This window comes from uncultured Roseobacter sp. (assembly GCF_947495025.1).
Classification (GTDB): domain Bacteria; phylum Pseudomonadota; class Alphaproteobacteria; order Rhodobacterales; family Rhodobacteraceae; genus Roseobacter.
The window spans coordinates 1220549-1240671 of record NZ_CANLXG010000001.1 but is presented as its reverse complement, the minus strand read 5'-3'; the positions used below and the strand labels follow the sequence as shown (position 1 = coordinate 1240671).

Below are 20123 nucleotides of genomic sequence, written 5' to 3'. Positions count from 1 at the left end.
ACGTGGCAGACGCGGTCACGTTGGGGCATAGCAACCCCGCGCGTACTAGGCCGATGCGTCGGCTCAACCTTTGACCCTATGGTCGGGGTGCCTGTGTTATACAACAGGCTCCGGCTAAAGGCACAGGGTCCGTGTACGCGCGGATTGCTAACACCCCGATCACCAGTCAACAGCGAGGGCGCTCGCAGGTCGGGGCACTATGGGTTTACATGTATCTGAGCCAGTATGCTGGGATGAGCTGACAGGGTTGCCACAGCATGCAGGCATTTACGTGATCGCAAAGGGTGATCCAAGCAGTACTGTCTACATCGGTCGGACGTGGGGCACTAAAGGCATCAGGGGCAGGATACGGCAGTTCAATCGATCTGCCGTCACCGGACAAAAGGGGCACGCGGGTGGCGTCACGTTCCACGGCGTGTTCGACGGCGACACGACTGGCCTGTTCGTTTCCGTGCACCTGCCAAACGGCATCGATCTCAAGCCGGAAATCTTGCATCCCTACATCGCCTATGCCGAACGGCGACTGATCTGGGAGCATGTGGAGGCGCATAGGGGCTTGCCGGTGTGCAACTCGGAATGACCTGCAACAAATCCCCGGCAGGCAGAGTTAGACGCGCGCGTGGCAGCGTTGCAATGAGCCAGAGACCCCGAAGAGCGCCCGAGGTGAGGTGATCCCGTCAAATACACTGCTGGCGCGCTCAGGCAGGCGCTCAGGTGATTGGTGATGCCATTTTCGCGTCCGACCCAAGTCTCCTGCATTGATCAGGATTTTCCCTGACGGACACCTGCCTATTTCTTAACGTGCTCGCGCAAGCGACAGGAGGCATCGCGCTGGAGCCGATAGAGATCATCATCTTCGTCACAGTCGTTCTGGCTCCTGCGGTGATCGCCTTTGTGTGGGTCATGTGGGAGGGCTGGGTGCTGCCGACGCTGATCCCGAAATCCGAAATCATCGCGCTGGCAGGTGAACTGATCGATGAATACGGTGACCGGGCAGTGGAAGTTGCTGCCAACCGAGAATACGAAGCCTGGTATCGGTCTGAACTCACAGATCAGGGCAAATGGCGCAGGGTGCGCCGCGAAATCGAACTTCGGAAACGGCGTGGCTGATGTGTTGGTATCGTGGTCTATTCTTGTCTCGTTACTAAAGAAATGGCTGGCCAAAATATGACACTGCAGACATTCCAGCCAATGAGTAAACCCACCCACGTGGCACCCGAAAGCACCCACTCAGATGAACCCAAATGAAGACTGATTGAAAAGACTCAGCTATTCGAGTCCGCTGCACCTCCAACAGCCTGATCAATAGTCCGCGTGTCGTTCTCGGGCACATCTGAACGAACCTTCTGAGGCGCTGGCCGTAGAAGACCACAAGGGGGATGGGGGAGGCGTTTTTTTATCGACGCGCTCCCTTTGCGCGGCCAAGTGGTCATACGTATCTCCGAGATTTTCGGCCCCTAGCCGATCCCAAGAACGTCAAGATCGCCAAGGGCGTCGCGCATCATCATGGCGAACTTGAGGGGTGAAGCACGCCAAAATCAACAATGGCGATGTTGGCGTTCTTGGCGCACTTCATACTCACCTGTGGTCATTCTTCGTCTGGCAACGACAAAAACCAGCCTTTCCCCTTCTTCTTTGACCTGACGCCCAGAGCACGCCGTGCGCGTTCCAAGGTCTTGGGGGAGATGTCGCGTGCAGCAGCCTCTTTCTCAACCCTTGTGGACGCCTCAGGGCCGTTCTTGAGAAATACGCGCAGGAACTGGGTCGCCTCGTCCAGTGCCGACATTCGGGGTGGGCCATCGGAAGAAATCAGATCATCAATCGTGATGTCTGACGGCCCAAGCCAATTCAGGGTCGCCATACCTCCTTCCTCGCCAGCAATCTCGTAGCTTTGGGTTTGCCCCCTCGTGGCGATGTTGTGTTTGATGTGAACAACCAGCTTGGTCGAACTGTCGTTTGGATGTTCGCAGACCAAGAAAGCGGACCTAGCAGCGCCGATCACATCCATAGACCCACCACCTCTGTAGATGGCCTTGTCGTGCTTGGCCTTGGTCAGGTGCCGGATGATCACCACAGCAGTCTCGCCAGCTTCAGCGATGTCTTTCAGGAAGGACAAAAGCTGCCGGATTACATTGGGCTTGTAGATATCTTGCCCAGCCGGGATATAGGCGAACAACGGGTCAAGGATGAGAAGGTCCGGTGGCTTTCGCTTCACCTCGCGCATGAGCGCCTGCAGACCTTTCTCGTCCAGCGACAGGAAGTCACCCTGAACCCGAATGCGTGACGGATCGCCCCCCATCGCATCGATGCGCGGCCTGATCGTATAAGCTGCATCATCCTCGGCGCTGAGGTAAAGGACGCGACCGCGCCCCACCTTTTGACCATCTGGTAATTCCCCACCAATGCTGACCTGTACGGCCAGTTGCATCGCGAGGAAGGATTTGCCGACGCCGGGATCGCCCTCCATGATCGTGATCATGCTAAACGGGATGAACGGCTCCCACAGCCACTCGACTGCCTTGGGGTCGATTGTATCCAAGCCGACGAACAGTTCCTTTTTCTTTGAGGTCATTGAGTGTCCCCCACCTTCGCGATGATCGCGTGGATTTCGCGCCCAAGACGGCTCAAGTTGTCCCCGTGCTTGTCCCGAAAATAGGGGCTGGCCCAGATGACGCTTGCGATTTCGTCCAACGAGGCACCGGCCTCGTGAAGCCCGGCCACCATTGCGAAAATTCGGTTTGACCTATCGTGGGCGCGCGCTGTGTTGTGCCTGATAAGCGAGCTAGTCGAAGCGTCCAGCTTGTGTCGGTATCTTTTCCACACATCCCATTTAGAATGCGCATGTGGGTCCAAATCCTGACCACGAAGATTGACCGTGTACGAACCTCGCTGGCTGAGTAACAGCTTTGGCCTTTCATCCATACACGTGGGGTCGAACTTCAAAAGTGGGATGAACGGCTTCCCGTATTCCGGCTTGTGATTGTATGATCCCGGTATCCTCAGGAGCTTGTTTGCTGCACTACCACCTTTGTCGCCTCCGAACCGATAGGCGAGGGCTTTGGAATATGCCGACGCCGTTTCAGGCGTATGAGGGCAACCCCAGCACCATAGCGCTTGGGTACGTCCCGGCGACGTCTGCCACACGATTGACGGTTTGGGGTTGAATGCAAATGGATCGGCTTCGTCCACTTCGCACCAACCAAACCAACAATCATGGAATACGCTGCTGAGTTTTCGGTTCTTCCGGGTGTAGGTATTGGGACTGAAATACTGGTCCCACTCGTGTCGGCTGTAGGAGCGCAGGATGTCAGCCACGGACATGTCATCATCGACCTGCACGAACTCTTGCACCATTCGTGACGAACCCTTTTTGCGAAAGCAGAGCGAGGCGTAGGTTGTCACACTGTCCCATACCTGTGGTCCCCAGATCGCGAACAGAAACTCGTCCTGCTCTTTCACTGTAGTTCGATCTGGCCAGCCGTCTTGAAAGAGCGAGGGCGTCAGGAAGTCATCAATTTCCGGTGTCATGATATGTCCTTTCGAAACACATAGCTTCACCATCCGTGCGATGCGCACGTCTGTTTCGCTGCGTTTTGTGTTGAAGAATGGAGGGGCGATTATCGCCCCACCGTCGCTTATTTCAGGTTCTGCAAATGAGGAAAGGTGCGTGGGTTCCCGTTACAGCTAGATACCACTTATCAACCTCTTCAGCGTTCCATGTGGAGGGGCCAATTCTTTTGGGAAATACACCCTTGGCTTCAAATCGCCTTAGTTGTTTCGGTGTGTTTTTGATGCCCAGATACTTCAAGCATCTCGGGCAATATGTGCGAGTATAAGCAGCTTCCATCTTGGCTTACCTCGCATCAGCATAGTGCCAATCGGCACGCTCGGCCTTGCGGCGATCCAACCATTCGGCCACCTCCGCGCGATCCCAGCAAACCTTTGCCGGACTTAATCGCAGCCGACGTGGGAAGGCACCGCGGGCCTCAGCCCTAAGCAGCGACGAATTCGATAGATTGACGCCCATGCTTTGCAAGTCTGATCGCGTCAGCAGCACCTTGGGCTGTTTGGGGATGTCGTCCCCAGTGTTCTGTTTCGGTTCCATTTCGGACCTCCTGTTTTGTGTGGAGGTCTTTCAATTACCCATGATTCTTCCGGCAATCTTTGAGGAATAAATCGAGTTTATTCTTCGCAGTCATACTCTCGCAGCAGTTTGTCAACGATTGGCCGGATTTGGTCTGGACCTGCCGGTTCCGGGTAGGTCTCGCCTTGCCAGTCACTCGCTGCATTTATGAGCGTTGCCTTAGGCTTGGCAGTTTCTTTTAGTAGCTCTGTGTTGCGTTCAATGTGGTCACGGCACCATCGCTCGACCTCAAGCAAGTTGTGCTTGTTGGGCGCTCCACGCGTTTCTGTTGCTTCGATCAGCAATGAAACCAAACCCATTGCATCCACGGTCAGATCAAACTGCTCCGAAGTAAGGCGACCAACAGTTGAGTCCAAGACGCGTATTTTTGAAAAATCAGACCTGTTCAGGCTGCGTGTCACCGTGCGTGCGTCTCGGTTGCGCAATCCCGGGTTTCGTACCGAATGGGAGAAATACTTCAAACCTTCTCGAACGAATAGTTTTTCTAGGTACTCTGTCGCAGCATATAGCCGATACGTTCGCCCGGCCTGCCATCTTTTGAGCGCGGGCTGGCGTATAGGGCGCTTCAAAGGCAAGCCTTGGCGTGAGGTCTCTCGTGCTACTTGCTCGTAGGGCATCTTGTCATCTTCCGTAAGTGGACGGAATTCGGTCCAATGCCAGCCGACTGGATATAAGAAATAGCCTATGAGATTGGCAGCAGGGCGCAGCCGTATTTCCCAATGCTTCTCGTGGTACGCTTCAATTTCACGCCATACCTTTGGGAATGCTAACTTGTTAATTCGGCTAGGTGGTCGGCCCATTGCTCCAGCGCCTCACGCTTCTCGTTGAAATACGTGTAGCGATTGTAGGTTGCGCCAACGCCTGAGACGACTCCTGATTTAAGGTTGGTCACGGCATCGATCACATGGGGTGCAATGCCGATCTTTGCCATCCCTGTGGAGGCCGTGCGCCTGAAATCATGGAAGCGCCAATCAGGTGTGTTTTTGGGCAACGTCGCCTCGATACGTTCCTTGAGGCGTCCGAACCCAGAAATTGCTGAACGCCCAGTCGTCGTGAAAACGAAGTCGCTTTCGAGGAACCTGTGCAGGGATCGCAGTATATCCACGGCCTGTGGAGGCAAAGGCACGATATGCAGGCGCGCGTTTTTCACACGGCTCGCCGGAAGTTCCCAAATTCCCTCATCAAGATTGAGTTCAGACCAGCGCATGTCAGACACTTCTGCCCGTCGCTGCCCTGTCATCATCAGCAATTTGAGGAAGGGACCAAACGGGTAGCCCTCGACGTCGCTCTGTTGCCAGATATTTTGAATTTCATCATCGCTCAGCACACGATCACGCGGAACCTCACGCGTAGGCGGCCTGAGAAGAGCCACAGGCGATGTTTCGATATCGCCACGCATAACACACCAGTTCATGAGCTTTTTGATCGCTGAGAGCGCCCGGTTTGCGCGTGTCGGCGTGCCGTTGGCGATGATGCCGTCCAGCACCTTGCTGACATCCTGCCGCTTGATCTGGTCGATAGGCCGATCCTTCAAGCCGTCGAACTTTTGCAGAACGCTTTCGGTGCGTTTCCAGTCCTTGGTGTTTGGCTTTGCATGAAGCTCGATGAACTTGGGGATGATCTCGCCCAGCGTCGGGGCCGATTCCTCCGAGACCTCAGGCGCTTTCTCGAACTCGCCCAACTCGACATCACGGGCAATTTCCATTGCTTTGCGTCTGGCGTCGGCAAGGGAGACCACAGGATAAGGGCCGATTTTGATGCGCCTGCGCGAGCCGTTCGGGCGCGCCATCGTGTAGAACACCTTGGCACCTGTGGTCGACACACGCACATGCAGGCCGTTTACTTTCTGATCGCGGACCTCGTACCGTTTGGCGGTCGCCGGTGGCATCGAGTCGAGTGATTTGGTTGTCAGCATCTGTTTCATGCAGACATCGTAAGACACCCAGAATCCGCGTGTCAGGGTACAATCTGAAGGGGTTTGAAGAGCAGCTAGACAATCCGAGGGGAAGTGCAACAACTTAGTACTCAGAATACTGACTTAGGAACGAGTCGTTTGCCAAAAAGATCAATTTCTCAAAGGACCGGAGACCTCGCTGAACATATCGCCCAAGGAGCGTTCCTAAAGGCTCCAAATTGGATTTGCCGAACACAGTCGCATGATTTCGGAATTGATTTGGAGGCAGAGCTTATTGACGTTACTGACGGTGTCGAAGAACTATCTGGTGCTCTCGTGAAGCTTCAGGTCAAGGGAACGCTCAAACCTATCTATAAAAACCGTGGCTACTACGTTCGACTAAAAACTGAGTATTTGAAATACGCAAATCAGTTCCGAGTCCCGGTTCTTCTTCTCCTTGTGAATGTTCGGAGCAACGAAATCCACTATTTGTGGCTCCAAGAGTACCTTATTGGCAGAGAGGGCATTTTATGCGGTTCCAAAAGCGCTCTGATAAAGGTCCCTGAAGAAAATAAGCTAAACCTGTCGTTCCAGCATCACCTACCCGAGATCGCGCTTGGCGTAACCAAAGGCTCTCAGTTAATGGCCGTTCAGAAACTATTTGAAGTGTTTTCCTCAAAGTATGATGCGAAGGCACTGGCGCTGGCTTCGGACCTGCTTGAGCACCTCGGCGATGACGCCCACATCGCGATTTTCAATGGAGCTATCGACAAGCTTATCAAGCGTGGCCCTCACCTTTCGCGGGTAGATTCGCAAGAATTTGGAAAAGTTTTGGTAGACCTCACTCGGCGGTTTGGCGACAGATTGGATGCTGATCAAATTCTGAAGATGGTTGTTAGGGGAGACACCTACTCGCTAGCCGGTCTCGATGGTTTGCTCGGCCTTTATGACGGTTTTCCCGACCATGCAATGTCGCTTGGTTTGGCACACAGATTTGACGAGCTGAAGCTCTACGAGTTGAGTTGGTATTGTCAGTTTCGGGAAGCACACGCCGAACTGGACGCGATGAGTATTTGGCTGAAAATTGCTACGCTAGAAACTGCGTTCGAAACCGGGGCTGGCATTCTTCATATCCCAGAAAAGGACCGTGACTATTGCACCATGAAGTGGCCAAACCGGGCGGATGCAGTTTACCTCCAATCGCTATGCTTACAAGAGCCGACACCAAAGCGATAACGAATTGTTTTTAAGGAAATAGCATGGCCACAACTTTAGATTCAGACCGGGCACTCGAAAACGAAGCCGAGGACCAATTTGGTTTCGTCGGCATGGCTAAACGACTAGCGCCATCAATCATTGAAGCGTCAAAAGGCGATGGCATGGTCATTGGGCTGGAAGGACGGTGGGGATCAGGAAAGACCTCATTGTTGAACTTCCTTCGCTCCGAACTGGATGATGCTCAAAAGCAAGGGATTTATACAATTACAATCGCGCCTTGGCTGAACGGGGATGCGTCTTCGCTGGTTTCGTCGCTGTTGGACCCAATATCGGCAATACTGAAGTCACGAGAAGATGAACTCGCTGCGGCCAATGGCGAAGAAGGAAACGCTGCACTGGACGCGATGGCTGAAGTCGGTCAATTGCTTCGCGACTATGGTCCCAAGACAGCCCGTGGGATAGCCTCTGTTGCGAATGTCGCAGGTTACTTTGTACCCGGCGCTCAGATCGTTGGTGGCGTGTTGCAAGCAGGAGCTGATGCTGCAGAACAGGTTTTGCCGACTGGCCCCACACCATCCGAGCTAAAACAAAAGATATCGAAAAAAATTCAGGATTTGAATGTTGGGTTCGTTGTGATCCTCGACGACCTTGACCGTCTTGAACCCGAGCAAGCAGTTGAAGTGGTCCGTTTGGTTCGGTCAGTCGCTGACTTCCCAAGGGTAGCATACTTGATGTGCTATGATCGCGAAGTACTGGCTCAAGCTCTTAAGACTGGCCTCAAGGTTGCTGACGGTGATCTTTTTCTTCAAAAAATAGACCAACTCACCTTCAGCATTCCACTTCCTGAACCATTCGATCTTCGCACTCAATTTCTTGATGAAGCGAAAGCTATCTATGCAGAAGTCACTGGGTCGGATGCTGAAGACCCCCTGCTCGACGACCTAAAGTCAGCAGTTGACCGAGAAGGAATGGGCTTGTCCACACCGAGAGAAGTCAAGCTTGCCTTGAACAGCATTCGTTTTGTGTTTCCACAGGTCGCAGACGACGTGTACTTCCCAGATTTTTGTCGTCTTCATTTGATAAAAACGACAAACTTCAAGCTGTATCAATGGCTTGAGGTATATCTGTCGGTGCGTTCTGTGCTGATAACGGGAGACGCATCCGTTGCAAGTGACGAAAGAACCAAAATGGGCAATGAGCTAAAGAAATTGCTGCCTTCTGAGGGAGCCGATTCAGGCCGTTCAATTTGGAATTTGAGACGCTTCGTGCCCGGTGTGGCCAATGTGGAGGAAGCCGACAAACGAGTGTTCAATACCATGAATTCTGCGGCTGTTTCGGAAGCAGTAGCACTAAAGCGACTGGGTAGCCCTTTACATTACAGGTTTTACTTTGCTCTCACAGGCCCAAAAACCGTTATGCCTGATGGTGTCTTCAATGAGCTTTTGCAATTGGCAAGGGACAACCCAGACCAGTTGACCACACGATTTACGGAAGAGGTGAGGAAGCGTCGGAGTTCGGGAAAAACTTGGTTCGAACACGTGCTCGACAGACTAGACGACGAGTGCATTGCTGCACTAAATGAAGATCAACTGGCAGGGGTACTTAAAGCGCTTTCCGACATGATGGATGTTGCGTTGGAGGAAGATGGGGAGCATCGCGCTTTCGATCTATCGCTTGACGCAGTCGCGAATAGAGTTGCGAAGAGATGTCTCAGTCGCTTGGTTGAATTGAATCCAGCCAGACAGCCCGAAGTTGTCCAAGAAATGGCAGCAGATGGTGTAGCCATAAATTGGTTGGTTGGAAAGTTCTTTAGGAGTCAGTTGTTTCAACATGGGAGGGTTGGAGATCAAGCCGAACACCATGAGCAATGGGAGATTTCAGACGAGGTCTTGAACGGTGCCATTGAAATACTGAAAGAGCGCGTCAGGCGGCCAGAGACCAAAGCCCTCATAGCAAATCTCCCCGATGTTTCAGGTTACCTATACGGCTGGCTTAACCTAACAGAGGATGACCAAGCCATTGATTGGTTTCAAGAGCACACGGCTTCCGACGAAGGGTTCCTCCAAATCTTGGACCACCTTAGGAGTTGGGCAATGAGCGACAGAGTTTACTATCCCCTGTCCAAGGAAGCCGTCTCTAGGTTCCTTGACTGGGGCCAAACTGAAGCGCGCTTGGACGGCTTGAAGGATGGAGAATTCGCAGATCAGGTGGCTGAGATACAGCTGGCCATTGAGCAATCACGGCATTGAGATCGACTTTTTGACTCAGGGGTACAACCAAATGTCGTCATCATTACCAGGAACGGCATTTCGCCAACAGGCACCATGCCAAGTGGTGCGAAGACAGGTATCTCAATGGAGCATAACTTATGAATAGAGGGTTTAGTCGCGCCATAAGGCTGCGTGACACTTTGTTGACCGATTTGTCGTCTGCTTCCAACCCACTTGTATGGAATGGGGATGCATCTTTCGCGCGATCTGTCGAGGATCGCGTGCTTGAAGCCAAACCGTTTCATGTGGACAAAAACGCCTCGAAATTTTTGCTGGATAGCGCGGCAGAACTAAGCGCCGAAGACTTCTATCAATCGATTGCAAAAGTTCGCTTGCCGTTCAAAGAACTTTGGCTTGAGATCGATGCGTCAACACCTGATGGAAAACATCACGGGCGTCTGGGGGCAGTTATCGACTACGTTGAAGATGGGCTGCGGGTTTTTGTGGCCCAACTGTTCAAGTTTCCTAGGAACAAGTCTCTTTCGGTTATCTACTCTGGGACAGAGGTTGTCTTCGCTGCCGATTGAACCGTTAGTTTGTCAGATACTCCATACGCGTATTTCCAAGATGCAGTAACTGAGAGCGACAAGGAAAGATTGAACAGAGATAAGCTTCGTCGTGACGCGCCCTTTGATGCTGAGACCATCAGGGATCGGGAGCAAAACGATCTGCAAACTGCAACCAAGTGCGTGGCACTGGCTATGTCTCTTGCAGGGCTACACGGTCGGCCAGAACTCGTTGAGATTTGCGAACCAACTGCGCCTTCGAAAAAGGTGTTGAAGTCGTTTGAGCATCGAGGGGTTAAGCCTCCAAAATTCAGTTTGTCTACCATCAAGCTAGGCAAAGCGGCAGCGGGCCAACTGAAAGCTTCATTGGGAACGGATGACGACGCTGATACTGTTGGTAGAAAAAGAACTGCGCATTGGGTCCGTGGCCATCTGTTTCTTGCGCGAAATGGGAAACTCACTTGGCGGAAGGCACATGTTCGTGGCGTTGGAAAGCCGATACAAACGGCGAGAAAAGTAACGACCTGAAGTTATGGTGCTGCGTACCAAGACTCGGTTTGCTGTCTCGAATTGCGAGGCCAAAGCCTCTCTTGGGTGTCCGATGGGTGCAAACACAGCCGAGCTAGGATGAAATGGCTTGAAGGACCTCGGTATGGTCTGGAAGCCACAAGGTATTCAATGAAAGTGTTTTTTGCCTTGGCCTGAGTTGATTTGAGAAAGAATGAATGGAGACCCAGGAAAATTGAAAATCCTCGTGTCGGTGGTTCGATTCCGCCCCCGGGCACCATTTAAATCAAGCGAAAACAGCTGTCTGCAGGACGTCAGTGACGCAGCTTAAATCGCTGAAGACCGCAAAATACCATGTCACGGTTTCAGCACAGCCGGAATTTGCTCTGCCGGCCTCGGCGATGCGAACCGCTTGGCAGGCGTTCCGGCCGTCGAACCTGATGCGGGCGCATCGATTGGCCAAATCAGATGGATTGACGCGGTCACGCAACGCTTATCAGACAACCTGAATGAGCTTCCCGGCTCGCCTGCCGACTTTTCCGCGGCTCACGCTGAGGCTGAGCTACCAGCTTTGGCATTGCCGGGTAAAGCCCGGTGAGCAAGGGTTTTATGCGTTTGATCCGGTGCGATGCCAATGCATAAATTCCAGGTGACGAAAGGCATTCTGACCACGCGGCATGACTGGCGGGAAGCGTTCAGGAAATCGTTGCCACGCAAATCCAAAACGAGTTTTCCGACACTGCTCAGCGCTGTCGGAGACAAAGCGTGCCTGTATGTCCGCGTCACTGGCAAAACGTCGGGGCCCTGAAGACCGTTGCGCAGGCGGGGCAATCAAGCCTCCCTGATAAATAGATGTTACGCGTCGCCCGGTACGCCGTAGGATGGAGCGGCCGAAGGGTCCAGCGCGCGGCGCACGTAATCGTCCAGTTGCGGTCTGTATACGTCCCAGGCGGTTGCCAGGGCTTCTATGGGGCAGTCTTCTGTCCAGTCGCAGCGCAGATCGGCGACTGGCCAGGCGACGGTGTCAACCAGCAAAAGACCTGCGGAATGCACGGGCCCGGCTTCACCCCCGGCCAGGAGTGCTGCACGCATCGCTGTGATCAGGCGGTCACCCAGATGACCATCCGAGGCTTCGAATGCGGAGACAACCGCCGCAGGTACCCTGTCGTTGTCCAGAAGGTTTCCGCCAGATGCGACGTTCTCGCCGCGTGCTTCATTCCAGTTACCCAGGACATGTGAACCTGAATAAGTGGCTGTGCGACCCTGCGCGTCGATGGCCAGCACCTGGCGGTATTCGATGTGCGCCGTCTGCTGTCTGATCCTGTGCACAGCGTCGCCGGCTGACAGACCCTGTTCCATCAGTTCCAGTGCCACAGGCCCGAGGCGCGGATCGGTCACGTTCTGGCTGGCCACTGCGCCCACACCGGCGCGGGCAAAGGCACACCGCGCCGCCACCGCCGGCGAAGACGAGGAAATCGCCATTCCCAGCATCCCGGATTGCGCACAGCGTGCCACGAGCGAGAAAGTCACCTCAGGTGTCCGGAATAACGGCGGTGGCGTCTATTTCCACCAGCCATTCCGGACGCGCAAGAGCCTGTACCACCAGCCCCGTAGAGACCGGGTGCACCCCCCTGATGTACTCGCCCATGGTCCGGTACACCGCCTCGCGGTGGCGTACATCTGTGATGTAGACAACGACCTTGACCAGATGCGACATCTCGCCCCCGGCCTCTTCGATCAGCTGGCGGATATTCTGCATGACCTTGTGGGTCTGTTCAGATGGGTCGTGGCTGTCGATGTTCGCTGCGTCCTCGAGATTCTGAGGGCACTGTCCGCGCATCCACACCGTTTTCCCCCCTCGCGTGACCACTGCCTGGCAGAGATCGTTGTCGAGTGATTGTTCGGGGTAGGTTTCGCGGGTGTTGAAATGTCGGATCCGCTCATGCGCCATTTCAGGCGGCTCCCTGTTCGCCGCGCCCGGCATCGATTTTTGCCATGAGATACTGCGCAAAGTCGTAGTTGGGGCGCTCCAGGTGGCTCAGATGCCCAGGCGTTGCCATGTCCGAACAAAGGCCGCGGTATACTTTTTCGGTGCACCCCCGGTCTTCGACATTCACATCGTCAAGAAGAGTCTTGAGGGCGACAAAATTGTCCTGCGCGTCCGGGTCATCTGCAAAATCGTCCGACATGCCGCCGCCAAAGCGGATGTGAACCTGCCCCGGTCCCCTCGGGTGCAGGGAGAGATACCAGAAATAGCCCGGAGTCAGCGTGATCATCAGGCCGGGATAGAGAGCAAGCAGAATTGTCATGCGCCTTTCATCCCCGTGAAGCCGGTCATTGCGTGTGGGATGCGCCAGCGCGATGCGCAGAGTGTCGTCTTTCAGGATCGTATGATAGTTGTATGCAGCTCCGCCCGGTGGGCAGATCATGTCCTCGAGCCTGGACAGCCCCCCGATGGTGCCGGCATGGCAGACGGGCAGGTGGTAGCTTTCCATAAAGTTTTCGGCCAGAACCTTCCAGTTCGTATCCCAGACGTGCTACTCGTAGAAGGATTCGGAATATCCGGTCATGTTGTAACCTTCGATCATCCGCGCCACGTCGGACAGTTGCTCCGCAACCGGTGCGGCATCCGGATCAAGGCAGATGAACACCCACCCCAGCCATTCCTCGCAGCGGACCTGAGGGAGGGTGTAGTGATCCTTGCAGAACGCGTCATTCTGCGCCATCGCTGGCGCGCCGCGCAGTTTACCATCAAGGTTGTAGGTCCAGGCGTGATAGGGGCAGACAATGGTCTTTGCGTTCCCGCGCCCGTGCAGCAGAGTTGACATGCGGTGCAGGCAGACATTGCTCATCGCCCGCAGAGCGCCGTCCTGGTCGCGCAGCACAACAATGGGCTGGTCGGCGAGTTCGCAGGAAACGTAATCTCCGGGCGACGACAGGGCGTCCGCGCGCCCGACACAGTACCAGTCCTTGCGGAAGACGTGTTCAAGCTCGGCATCAACAAATGCCTGCGACGTGTATACTTCGTTCGGCATTGCCCGTGCGCGTTCAAACGGCACAGCGGTGTTTTCCCGCAGAGCGGCAATCGGGTCAGCATGATCCTTCGGCATAGACAGATCTCCAGCGATGAGTCGGTACGCAAATTTCAAGCACAATAGTGCGACCGGTCCGGACAAAAGGAAAGTGCCCGAACGCCTTGCTGTTGATAAGCCGCAAACTTACCAACGTCTGAAGATGCAAAACCAATGCTTTGCAAATGACTGGTTGGTGCCCGGGCGCACGACCGTTAGCACTGGTGGTCAGCAGAACAGGCTATGACTATGGAACAGATCGACACACTGGTTATTGGCGCAGGTCAGGGAGGGGTCGCAACCAGCGAGCACCTTACATCTCATGGCATCAACCATGTCGTTCTCGAGCGGGGACGCATCGCGGAGCGCTGGCGCTCGGAGCGCTGGGATTCTCTGGTCGCGAACGGGCCTGCCTGGCATGACCGCTTTCCTGGCATGACGTTTACGTGTGACGAGGACGCATTCGCCGGCAAGGAAAGCGTCGCAAAATATTTCGAAGACTACGCGAGGATGATCTCGGCGCCGGTGAGGACCGGTGTTGCGGTAGAAGAGGTCACTCCCCACACAGGCCGTGCGGGGTTTCTCGTGCGCACGTCAGCGGGCACCTTTGACGCGCGAAATGTGGTTTGCGCAACCGGCCCGTTTCAGAAGCCGGCGATCCCCCCGGTTATTCCGGAAACAGCCGCCGTCACGCAGATACACTCGACGGCCTACCGCAATCCGCAGACTCTGCCCGAAGGCGCTGTTCTGGTGATCGGGGGCGGGTCTTCCGGCTCTCAGATCGCCGCGGAACTGAACGAGGCCGGTCGCAGGGTCTACTTATCTGTCGGCCCGCACGAGCGCCCGCCAAGGCGCTATCGCGGGCGTGACAATGTGTGGTGGCTGGGTGTCCTGGGTATCTGGAATATGGACACACCGGCCCCCGGGACGGAACACGTGACAATCGCGGTCAGCGGCGCGCATGGTGGCAGAACGGTGGATTTCCGACGTCTTGCCGGGCGGGGCGTCTCGCTGCTTGGCATGACCCGGGCGTATGAGAACGGCGTGCTGCATATCGCCGGTGATCTGAAGACCAACCTTGACGCGGGAGACGCCGGTTATCTGTCGCTTCTCGAAGCAGCAGATGCTTTTGCGGACTGCAACGGTCTGGATCTGCCGCCCGAACCTGATGCCTGGGATATTCCGGATGATCCTGCCTGCGTGTCCGATCCGGTCCGGGCGCTTGACCTGGCCGGGCACGGGATCAGCACTGTCATCTGGGCCACGGGTTTTCGCTTTGACTATAACTGGTTGAACGCCGACACCCTCGACGAGACCGGACGGCCCATCCATCAGCGCGGCGTATCAGAGGTGCCCGGTCTCTATTTTGTCGGGCTGCCGTGGCAGTCGCGCCGCGGGTCTTCGTTCATATGGGGGTATGGCACGACGCAAAGTTCGTTGCCGATCAGATCGCTATCCAGCGGGATTATCTGGCATACCACCAGAGCAGGGTGTGACGTTTTCAGATCGAGTTCTCTGAGCAGGGGGCAGGCCGGCACCCGTTCCCGGCTGCCGGACCCTGCGCGGGATGGTCGGCGGGTGGCCGGCGTTCCGGACAAGGGGTCGCCACGGACACAGCACAGAGGCGCCTGACCCGCGCGACGCGAAGCGTTCTGTCTGCGTCTTTCCGGAAATTTACCGGTGCCGATCGCTGTCAGGTGTTACGGGCCGTAAATGAAATCTGTCACCGCGTTTGTTTACAATTTGTTCAGAATCTTCACGCAGGGTCTGACAGGGGAGCGGACAGATGCAGGAAGTATTGTGACACAACTCAATTCTCCCCGTTCTTTCGACAGTCTCCAGAACTTCTTTGACAACACTCAGGCGGCGTCGCTGTCGGCCTGTGATCAGGAGCAGGTGCACCTGAGCGGTCGGATTCAAAGCCTCGGGGCACTTCTGGTGCTCGACCGGGAGACAAACAGACTGATTGGCGGATCACCAAATACCGCGGCGTTTCTGGGGACGGAAATCCACGGTGCTCTGGGTGCGCCGCTGTCCGAGTTTGACGCTGATCTCGCAGATGCGCTGATGTCCTGCGGGCAGGGGGATCCGGCCAGCCATATCGTGCTGGATGAGGACGCCCGCGTCGATAACACGATTTACGATACTGTGGTGCATTTCGGAGCCCGGCAGTCGTTGCTTGAGTTTCTGCCAAACTCCGAGGCAGGCGCACAGGGCCTCAAACAAAAAGTCCGGCGGACAGCACGATGCTGTTCCGCAATCCAGAGGTCAGAGTCGCTTGAGGATGCTTTTGAAATTGCCGTGACCTCGGTGCGGGAGCTGACAGGGTTTGACAGGGCAAAAATTTATCAGTTCCAGCCAGACTGGTCGGGACATGTTATCGCAGAGGCGCGGGCGCACGACGACACCGACAGCTTTCTTGGACTGTGTTTTCCCGATACGGACATTCCGCAGCAGGCCCGGGCAATGTATTCTCTGATGCCATGCCGCGCCATCGGGTCAGCATTTGACGAAAACACACAGCCTGTGATCTGTGATGCCACACAGAGCGGGCCGCCTGATCTCAGCTATTCGCTCCTGAGGTCGGTGTCTCCGATGCACACAGCCTACCTGCGAAACATGGGTGTCAGCGCGTCATTTTCCATCAGCCTGATGTCACGTGGCAAACTCTGGGGGCTCATTTCCTGTCACCATCACAGCGAAATCTGGATGCCTTACGACGACTGGGGTCTCGGGTATGAAATCGGGGCTGCTCTGATGCGTCGGGTCGAGATGGAAGAAGACGCCGAAACTACGAGGAACCTCGTCAGGGTGCGCCGGATCGAGCACGAGATTGCAGTCAGGATGCGCCAGAAAGGTGATATCGAAAGCGTTATTGCCGAGATGATCCCGATGTTTCAGGAGTTCCTGAATTCGGATGGTTTTGCGCTGTGCTATGGTGACCAGCTCTACACAAGCGGGACAACGCCACCGGATACCTTCATCCGTGACCTTCTGAGCTGGGCCAATCTGGAAAATCCTGACGATCAGCTGTGCACCACGCAGCTGCACGCAGACTGGAGTCCGGCAGGCGAGCACATGGACACAGCCTGCGGGGTTCTGATGCAACCGATTGTTGCCCATCGTGTCTGCCAGCTGATCTGGTTTCGCCGGCCAATCACCAAATCGGTTGCCTGGGCTGGCCAGCCGCAGAAAGTGCCTGCGAGCGATGACCCACTGGCCGGTCTGATGCCGCGCAACTCCTTTGCCAGATGGGAAAGCACGCACTCTGATCAGAGCATGCCCTGGCGACAGACGGAGCTGGAAAGCGCCCGCGAAGTGCTCAAGGAGATTCTTGATATCGTTGCGTCACAGTTGCTGCTGTCGCGGGAAAACGAAGAACTCAAAGACATCGCCAGCCAACTTGCGATGAAAGAACAGACCGACGCAATCAAACGCTTTGTCGGCATTGCTGTGCATGATCTCAAGGCCCCGCTGCGCGGTATCAATTTTGCACTGGAAATGATGCGGGAAGATGGTTTTGACCCGGAAGTGGTCGACGAGGCCTACAGCATCGCAGAGGTGTCAAGCCAGCGCATGCAGAACCTGACATCAGATCTTCTGCAACTCGCGGAAGCGCAGCATACGGAACTGCAGACAAGCACAGTGAACACCGGCGAGCTTGTGGAAAGCGCGCGAAAAGTGCTGAGCGGCGACAGTGCGGCCGCCGGAGCCGTTTTCGATATCGGTCCGCTGCCCGGATTTACGGGCGACGCGGCTCGGCTGCGACGGTTGTTTGACAATCTTCTGGGTAACGCCATCAAATACCGTGATCCGACGCGGGCGCCGCACATCCGGATAACCGGTGAGGACCGTGGCGAGCAGATTGTATTGCGCGTAGCGGACAACGGCATGGGTATTCCGGCGCATAAGGCCGAATACGTTTTCGAGCCGATGCAGCGTCTGCACAGTCAGGACGAAATCGAAGGGACCGGCCTGGGGCTTGCGATATGCCGCGCTCTTGTCGAGGCACATGGCGGCAGTATCCGGATCGATCCCGCTTACACCGGTGGCACGTGTTTCGTGATCACTCTGCCAAAGCACGCGCGCTCGTGACCGCGCAATCCCCGGTACGGCACTGGGTGGCCGCGCAGACACGCATGGCACACGAAGCGCTGCACGATCATCCTGTTTTTGCAGCGCTTTTGCGGCATGATCTGAGCGAGCAGAGTTATTTTGACGCGATAGAAGTGTTTTTCCACCTGTTTTCCGGAGCCGAGGAACGGCGTATGCAGTCCGGCCTGTTCGGGCAGTTTCATCTGCGGCGGCAAACGTCGGCGCTGCGCGCGGATATCGGGTGCCGGCGATCTGAGCGGCCCGGGTCGCATTTTTGCATCCCGGACCATCATGGTGCGCCATTTCTCCTGGGCGTGCTGTACGTCTGCCACGGGTCCGGTTTTGGCGGAAATGTAATTGCCCGCAGAACCTCGCTTTTTTTACCAGGGGTGCCCGCGGCATTTTTCGGATTACCGGTACGCGCTGACACCTGGCGGCAGATGGCCACCGAGATGGAGGCATTCGGACGAAAAGAAGCGGACAGGTCACATCTTCTGGATGGCGCACTTTATGCTTTTAACTGGGTAACGTCTTTTGCCGACCGGGTTGCGGCGGGCAGGGGCGACCCTTCACGTGACCTGACAATGCGCCGGCAAACACAGGAAATATCAGACAGCCACAAGCCGGGTGTCGAAACCTGAACTGCACCGGGCGGCACAACCGCAGCTGGTCCCTGCTCCTGGCGTGTCGGCCACCAGCCACATATGGTCAGAAGCCGACCGCTGCACCGTCTTTACGCGGGTCGGAACCCGCTGCATACCCGCCCTCCGGCAGCCGGCAGATCAGCTGAGCACCACCAAAGCCAAAAGCATTGTCCGGCGTTTCCAGCGAAATCCCGTGACCCATGGCCCGAAGCGCCGACAGCGTTGCCTCAGGCATTGTGTCTTCTATCGCCACCCCCATGCCTTCGGTCACACGCCAGCGCGGGGCGTCCACGGCCATCTGCGGATCCTGCCCCCAGACCCGGGTTCTGAGCACCATCTGGACATGCCCCTGGGCCTGCATAGGTCCGCCCATGACGCCGAAACTCATCAATGGCCCGTCATCGCCCATCAGAAACCCGGGGATGATCGTGTGAAAGGGCCGCTTCGCGGGACCGACCCTGTTCTGGCTTGCGGGATCAAGCGAAAAGCCTGCGCCCCGGTTCTGCAGATGAATGCCGGTGCCCGGTACGGCGACACCTGAACCAAACCCGGCATAATTCGACTGGATGAAAGACACCATCATGCCAGACGCATCCGCTGCCGTAAGGTAAACTGTTCCCCCATGTTTCGGGGCGCCCGCACCAAAGTTCTGAGCCTTTGCGGGATCGATCAGACCGGCGCGCGCCTTCAGATAGGCGTCGCTCAGCATATGGTCGGCCGTTGTGTCGTTCATGTGCCCGGGATCGGCAACGTAGGCCTCTGCATCAGCCAGCGCCAGTTTCATCGCTTCGATCTGAAAATGAAAGGCCAGCGGGTTATCCGCACCCAGTTCGCGAACTGGTGTATGTTCAAGAATACCAAGGCCCATCAGTGCCGCGATTCCCTGGCCGTTCGGTGGAATTTCATGCAGTTCAGTACCAGCGAAAGAACGGCTTATTGTACCGCACCAGTCTGCCCGGTGAGCAGCCATATCTGCCATGGTGAGTGCTGCATCATGCTCTGCCGCGAAACCGGTTATGGCCTGGGCGAGTTCACCCTCGTAAAACGATCTGCCTTTCGTCTGTGCAATCAGGCGCAGCGTTTTGGCCAGCGGTGCATTCCGGAAACGGGTGCCGGCCGCCGGAGCGATGCCGTCCGGCAAAAAGGTTTCCGCAAAGCCTGGCTGCCCGGCCAGTTGCCCCGCAGCACGGGCCCAGAGTGCCGCGATTTTCGGCGTGACGAGAAAGCCGTTTTCCGCCAGCGCAATCGCCGGGGCAAACAGCTCTGCGAAAGGCAGTTTGCCGAAACGTTCCGAGACGGCGACCCAGCCGGACACGGCACCCGGCACGGTAACGCTCTCCCACCCGTGAAATGGCATTTCCTGCAGACCGGCAAAACGCTCTGGCGTCCAGCCGGCAGGAGAGCGGCCGGAAGCATTCAGCCCGTGCAGTTCTTCGCCGTCCCAAAGAATGGCAAATGCGTCCGAGCCCACGCCGTTTCCGGTGGGTTCAACCAGTGTAAGTGTGATCGCGGTTGCGATGGCCGCATCTGCGGCGTTTCCACCACGCGCCAGCATCGACAGACCGGCCTGAGCCGCCAGCGGCTGCGAGGTGGCCACGACATTATCTGCTGTTACTGCTGACCGGCGCGAAGGGTAGTGGTGTGTGTCGCGTAGCTTCATGCTGCATCCTTTATCATGCCCGGGCGAAGGCACCTTGTGCCTGTCTGTTTCTGATGCTGTCAAGATCACCGCTGATCACGACTTACTGTTAACCAGTTGTTAATCAATGTCGCC

15 protein-coding genes and 2 pseudogenes are annotated in these 20123 nt (G+C 56.0%); 8 read left to right on the top strand and 9 right to left on the bottom strand.

The features are described from left to right. Positions 1-199: 199 nt before the first annotated feature. Together Q0792_RS05895 and Q0792_RS05890 are read left to right on the top strand one after the other, a co-directional pair. Entirely contained in the window at positions 200-580 is a 381-nt protein-coding gene (locus Q0792_RS05895) for a hypothetical protein (protein WP_298837451.1), read from the top strand. 221 nt (positions 581-801) lie between these two features. Next, on the top strand, positions 802-1110 hold the full coding sequence (locus Q0792_RS05890; protein WP_298837446.1) for a hypothetical protein: 309 nt from the start codon (positions 802-804) through the stop codon (positions 1108-1110). A gap of 478 nt (positions 1111-1588) precedes the next feature. Here Q0792_RS05890 and Q0792_RS05885 read toward each other — a convergent pair whose 3' ends face one another. From Q0792_RS05885 to Q0792_RS05865, 5 genes are all read right to left on the bottom strand, one after another. After that, a complete protein-coding gene (locus tag Q0792_RS05885; RefSeq protein WP_298837443.1) occupies positions 1589-2572 on the bottom strand; it encodes an AAA family ATPase in 984 nt (327 codons plus the stop codon). Continuing rightward, a complete protein-coding gene (locus Q0792_RS05880) occupies positions 2569-3528 on the bottom strand; it encodes a DNA-primase RepB domain-containing protein (RefSeq protein ID WP_298837440.1) in 960 nt (319 codons plus the stop codon). Before Q0792_RS05880 ends, Q0792_RS05885 begins: the two co-directional genes overlap by 4 nt. 325 nt (positions 3529-3853) lie before the next feature. After that, positions 3854-4105, bottom strand: coding sequence for an AlpA family transcriptional regulator (locus tag Q0792_RS05875; protein ID WP_298837438.1), 252 nt, complete (start codon positions 4103-4105; stop codon positions 3854-3856). 77 nt (positions 4106-4182) lie between these two features. After that, entirely contained in the window at positions 4183-4944 is a 762-nt protein-coding gene (locus Q0792_RS05870; RefSeq protein ID WP_298837435.1) for a hypothetical protein, read from the bottom strand. Next, positions 4911-6068, bottom strand: coding sequence for a site-specific integrase (locus tag Q0792_RS05865; protein WP_298837432.1), 1158 nt, complete (start codon positions 6066-6068; stop codon positions 4911-4913). Before Q0792_RS05865 ends, Q0792_RS05870 begins: the two co-directional genes overlap by 34 nt. Before the next feature lie 129 nt (positions 6069-6197). On the opposite strand from Q0792_RS05865, the gene Q0792_RS05860 reads away from it, so the two are divergent. From Q0792_RS05860 to Q0792_RS05850, 3 genes are all read left to right on the top strand, one after another. After that, a complete protein-coding gene (locus tag Q0792_RS05860) occupies positions 6198-7274 on the top strand; it encodes a DUF4365 domain-containing protein (RefSeq protein ID WP_298837429.1) in 1077 nt (358 codons plus the stop codon). A gap of 23 nt (positions 7275-7297) precedes the next feature. Further along, on the top strand, positions 7298-9505 hold the full coding sequence (locus tag Q0792_RS05855; RefSeq protein ID WP_298837426.1) for a P-loop NTPase fold protein: 2208 nt from the start codon (positions 7298-7300) through the stop codon (positions 9503-9505). A 119-nt stretch (positions 9506-9624) separates the two neighbouring features. After that, complete coding sequence (locus tag Q0792_RS05850) at positions 9625-10053, top strand: hypothetical protein (protein WP_298837423.1); 429 nt, start codon at positions 9625-9627, stop codon at positions 10051-10053. A gap of 1341 nt (positions 10054-11394) precedes the next feature. Here the strand turns inward: Q0792_RS05850 and Q0792_RS05845 are convergent. The 3 genes and pseudogenes from Q0792_RS05845 to Q0792_RS05835 form a co-directional block, all read right to left on the bottom strand. Beyond that, positions 11395-12069: a DUF1028 domain-containing protein gene (locus Q0792_RS05845; protein ID WP_298837420.1), complete on the bottom strand. Its 675-nt coding sequence runs from the start codon at positions 12067-12069 to the stop codon at positions 11395-11397. 1 nt (position 12070) lies between these two features. Further along, the gene (locus Q0792_RS05840) at positions 12071-12490 is read right to left on the bottom strand and encodes a RidA family protein (protein ID WP_298837417.1); all 420 of its coding nucleotides are present in this window, start codon (positions 12488-12490) and stop codon (positions 12071-12073) included. 1 nt (position 12491) lies between these two features. Next, positions 12492-13649, bottom strand: a pseudogene (locus Q0792_RS05835) (aromatic ring-hydroxylating dioxygenase subunit alpha). Positions 13650-13853: 204 nt separating this feature from the next. On the opposite strand from Q0792_RS05835, the pseudogene Q0792_RS05830 reads away from it, so the two are divergent. The 3 genes and pseudogenes from Q0792_RS05830 to Q0792_RS05820 all read left to right on the top strand — a co-directional run bounded on the left by Q0792_RS05830 (position 13854) and on the right by Q0792_RS05820 (position 18346). Then, positions 13854-15106, top strand: a pseudogene (locus Q0792_RS05830) (flavin-containing monooxygenase). 304 nt (positions 15107-15410) lie between these two features. Next, positions 15411-17705, top strand: a complete 2295-nt coding sequence (locus tag Q0792_RS05825; RefSeq protein ID WP_298837415.1) for an ATP-binding protein — start codon at positions 15411-15413, stop codon at positions 17703-17705. A gap of 44 nt (positions 17706-17749) precedes the next feature. Beyond that, positions 17750-18346 (top strand): biliverdin-producing heme oxygenase, encoded by a 597-nt coding sequence (locus tag Q0792_RS05820; RefSeq protein WP_298837412.1) that lies wholly within the window; start codon positions 17750-17752, stop codon positions 18344-18346. Between the two features lie 67 nt (positions 18347-18413). Here Q0792_RS05820 and Q0792_RS05815 read toward each other — a convergent pair whose 3' ends face one another. Next, a complete protein-coding gene (locus tag Q0792_RS05815) occupies positions 18414-20009 on the bottom strand; it encodes a gamma-glutamyltransferase family protein (RefSeq protein ID WP_298837409.1) in 1596 nt (531 codons plus the stop codon). Positions 20010-20123 lie beyond the last annotated feature (114 nt).

What these genes read in the sequence shown, in the direction of transcription:
- Q0792_RS05895 (WP_298837451.1), top strand. Translation starts at nt 200, where the DNA reads ATGGGTTTACATGTATCTGAGCCAGTATGCTGGGATGAGCTGACAGGG.
- Q0792_RS05885 (WP_298837443.1), bottom strand. Translation starts at nt 2,572, where the DNA reads ATGACCTCAAAGAAAAAGGAACTGTTCGTCGGCTTGGATACAATCGAC.
- Q0792_RS05880 (WP_298837440.1), bottom strand. Translation starts at nt 3,528, where the DNA reads ATGACACCGGAAATTGATGACTTCCTGACGCCCTCGCTCTTTCAAGAC.
- Q0792_RS05875 (WP_298837438.1), bottom strand. Translation starts at nt 4,105, where the DNA reads ATGGAACCGAAACAGAACACTGGGGACGACATCCCCAAACAGCCCAAG.
- Q0792_RS05870 (WP_298837435.1), bottom strand. Translation starts at nt 4,944, where the DNA reads ATGGGCCGACCACCTAGCCGAATTAACAAGTTAGCATTCCCAAAGGTA.
- Q0792_RS05865 (WP_298837432.1), bottom strand. Translation starts at nt 6,068, where the DNA reads ATGAAACAGATGCTGACAACCAAATCACTCGACTCGATGCCACCGGCG.
- Q0792_RS05855 (WP_298837426.1), top strand. Translation starts at nt 7,298, where the DNA reads ATGGCCACAACTTTAGATTCAGACCGGGCACTCGAAAACGAAGCCGAG.
- Q0792_RS05850 (WP_298837423.1), top strand. Translation starts at nt 9,625, where the DNA reads ATGAATAGAGGGTTTAGTCGCGCCATAAGGCTGCGTGACACTTTGTTG.
- Q0792_RS05840 (WP_298837417.1), bottom strand. Translation starts at nt 12,490, where the DNA reads ATGGCGCATGAGCGGATCCGACATTTCAACACCCGCGAAACCTACCCC.
- Q0792_RS05820 (WP_298837412.1), top strand. Translation starts at nt 17,750, where the DNA reads ATGGCACACGAAGCGCTGCACGATCATCCTGTTTTTGCAGCGCTTTTG.
- Q0792_RS05815 (WP_298837409.1), bottom strand. Translation starts at nt 20,009, where the DNA reads ATGAAGCTACGCGACACACACCACTACCCTTCGCGCCGGTCAGCAGTA.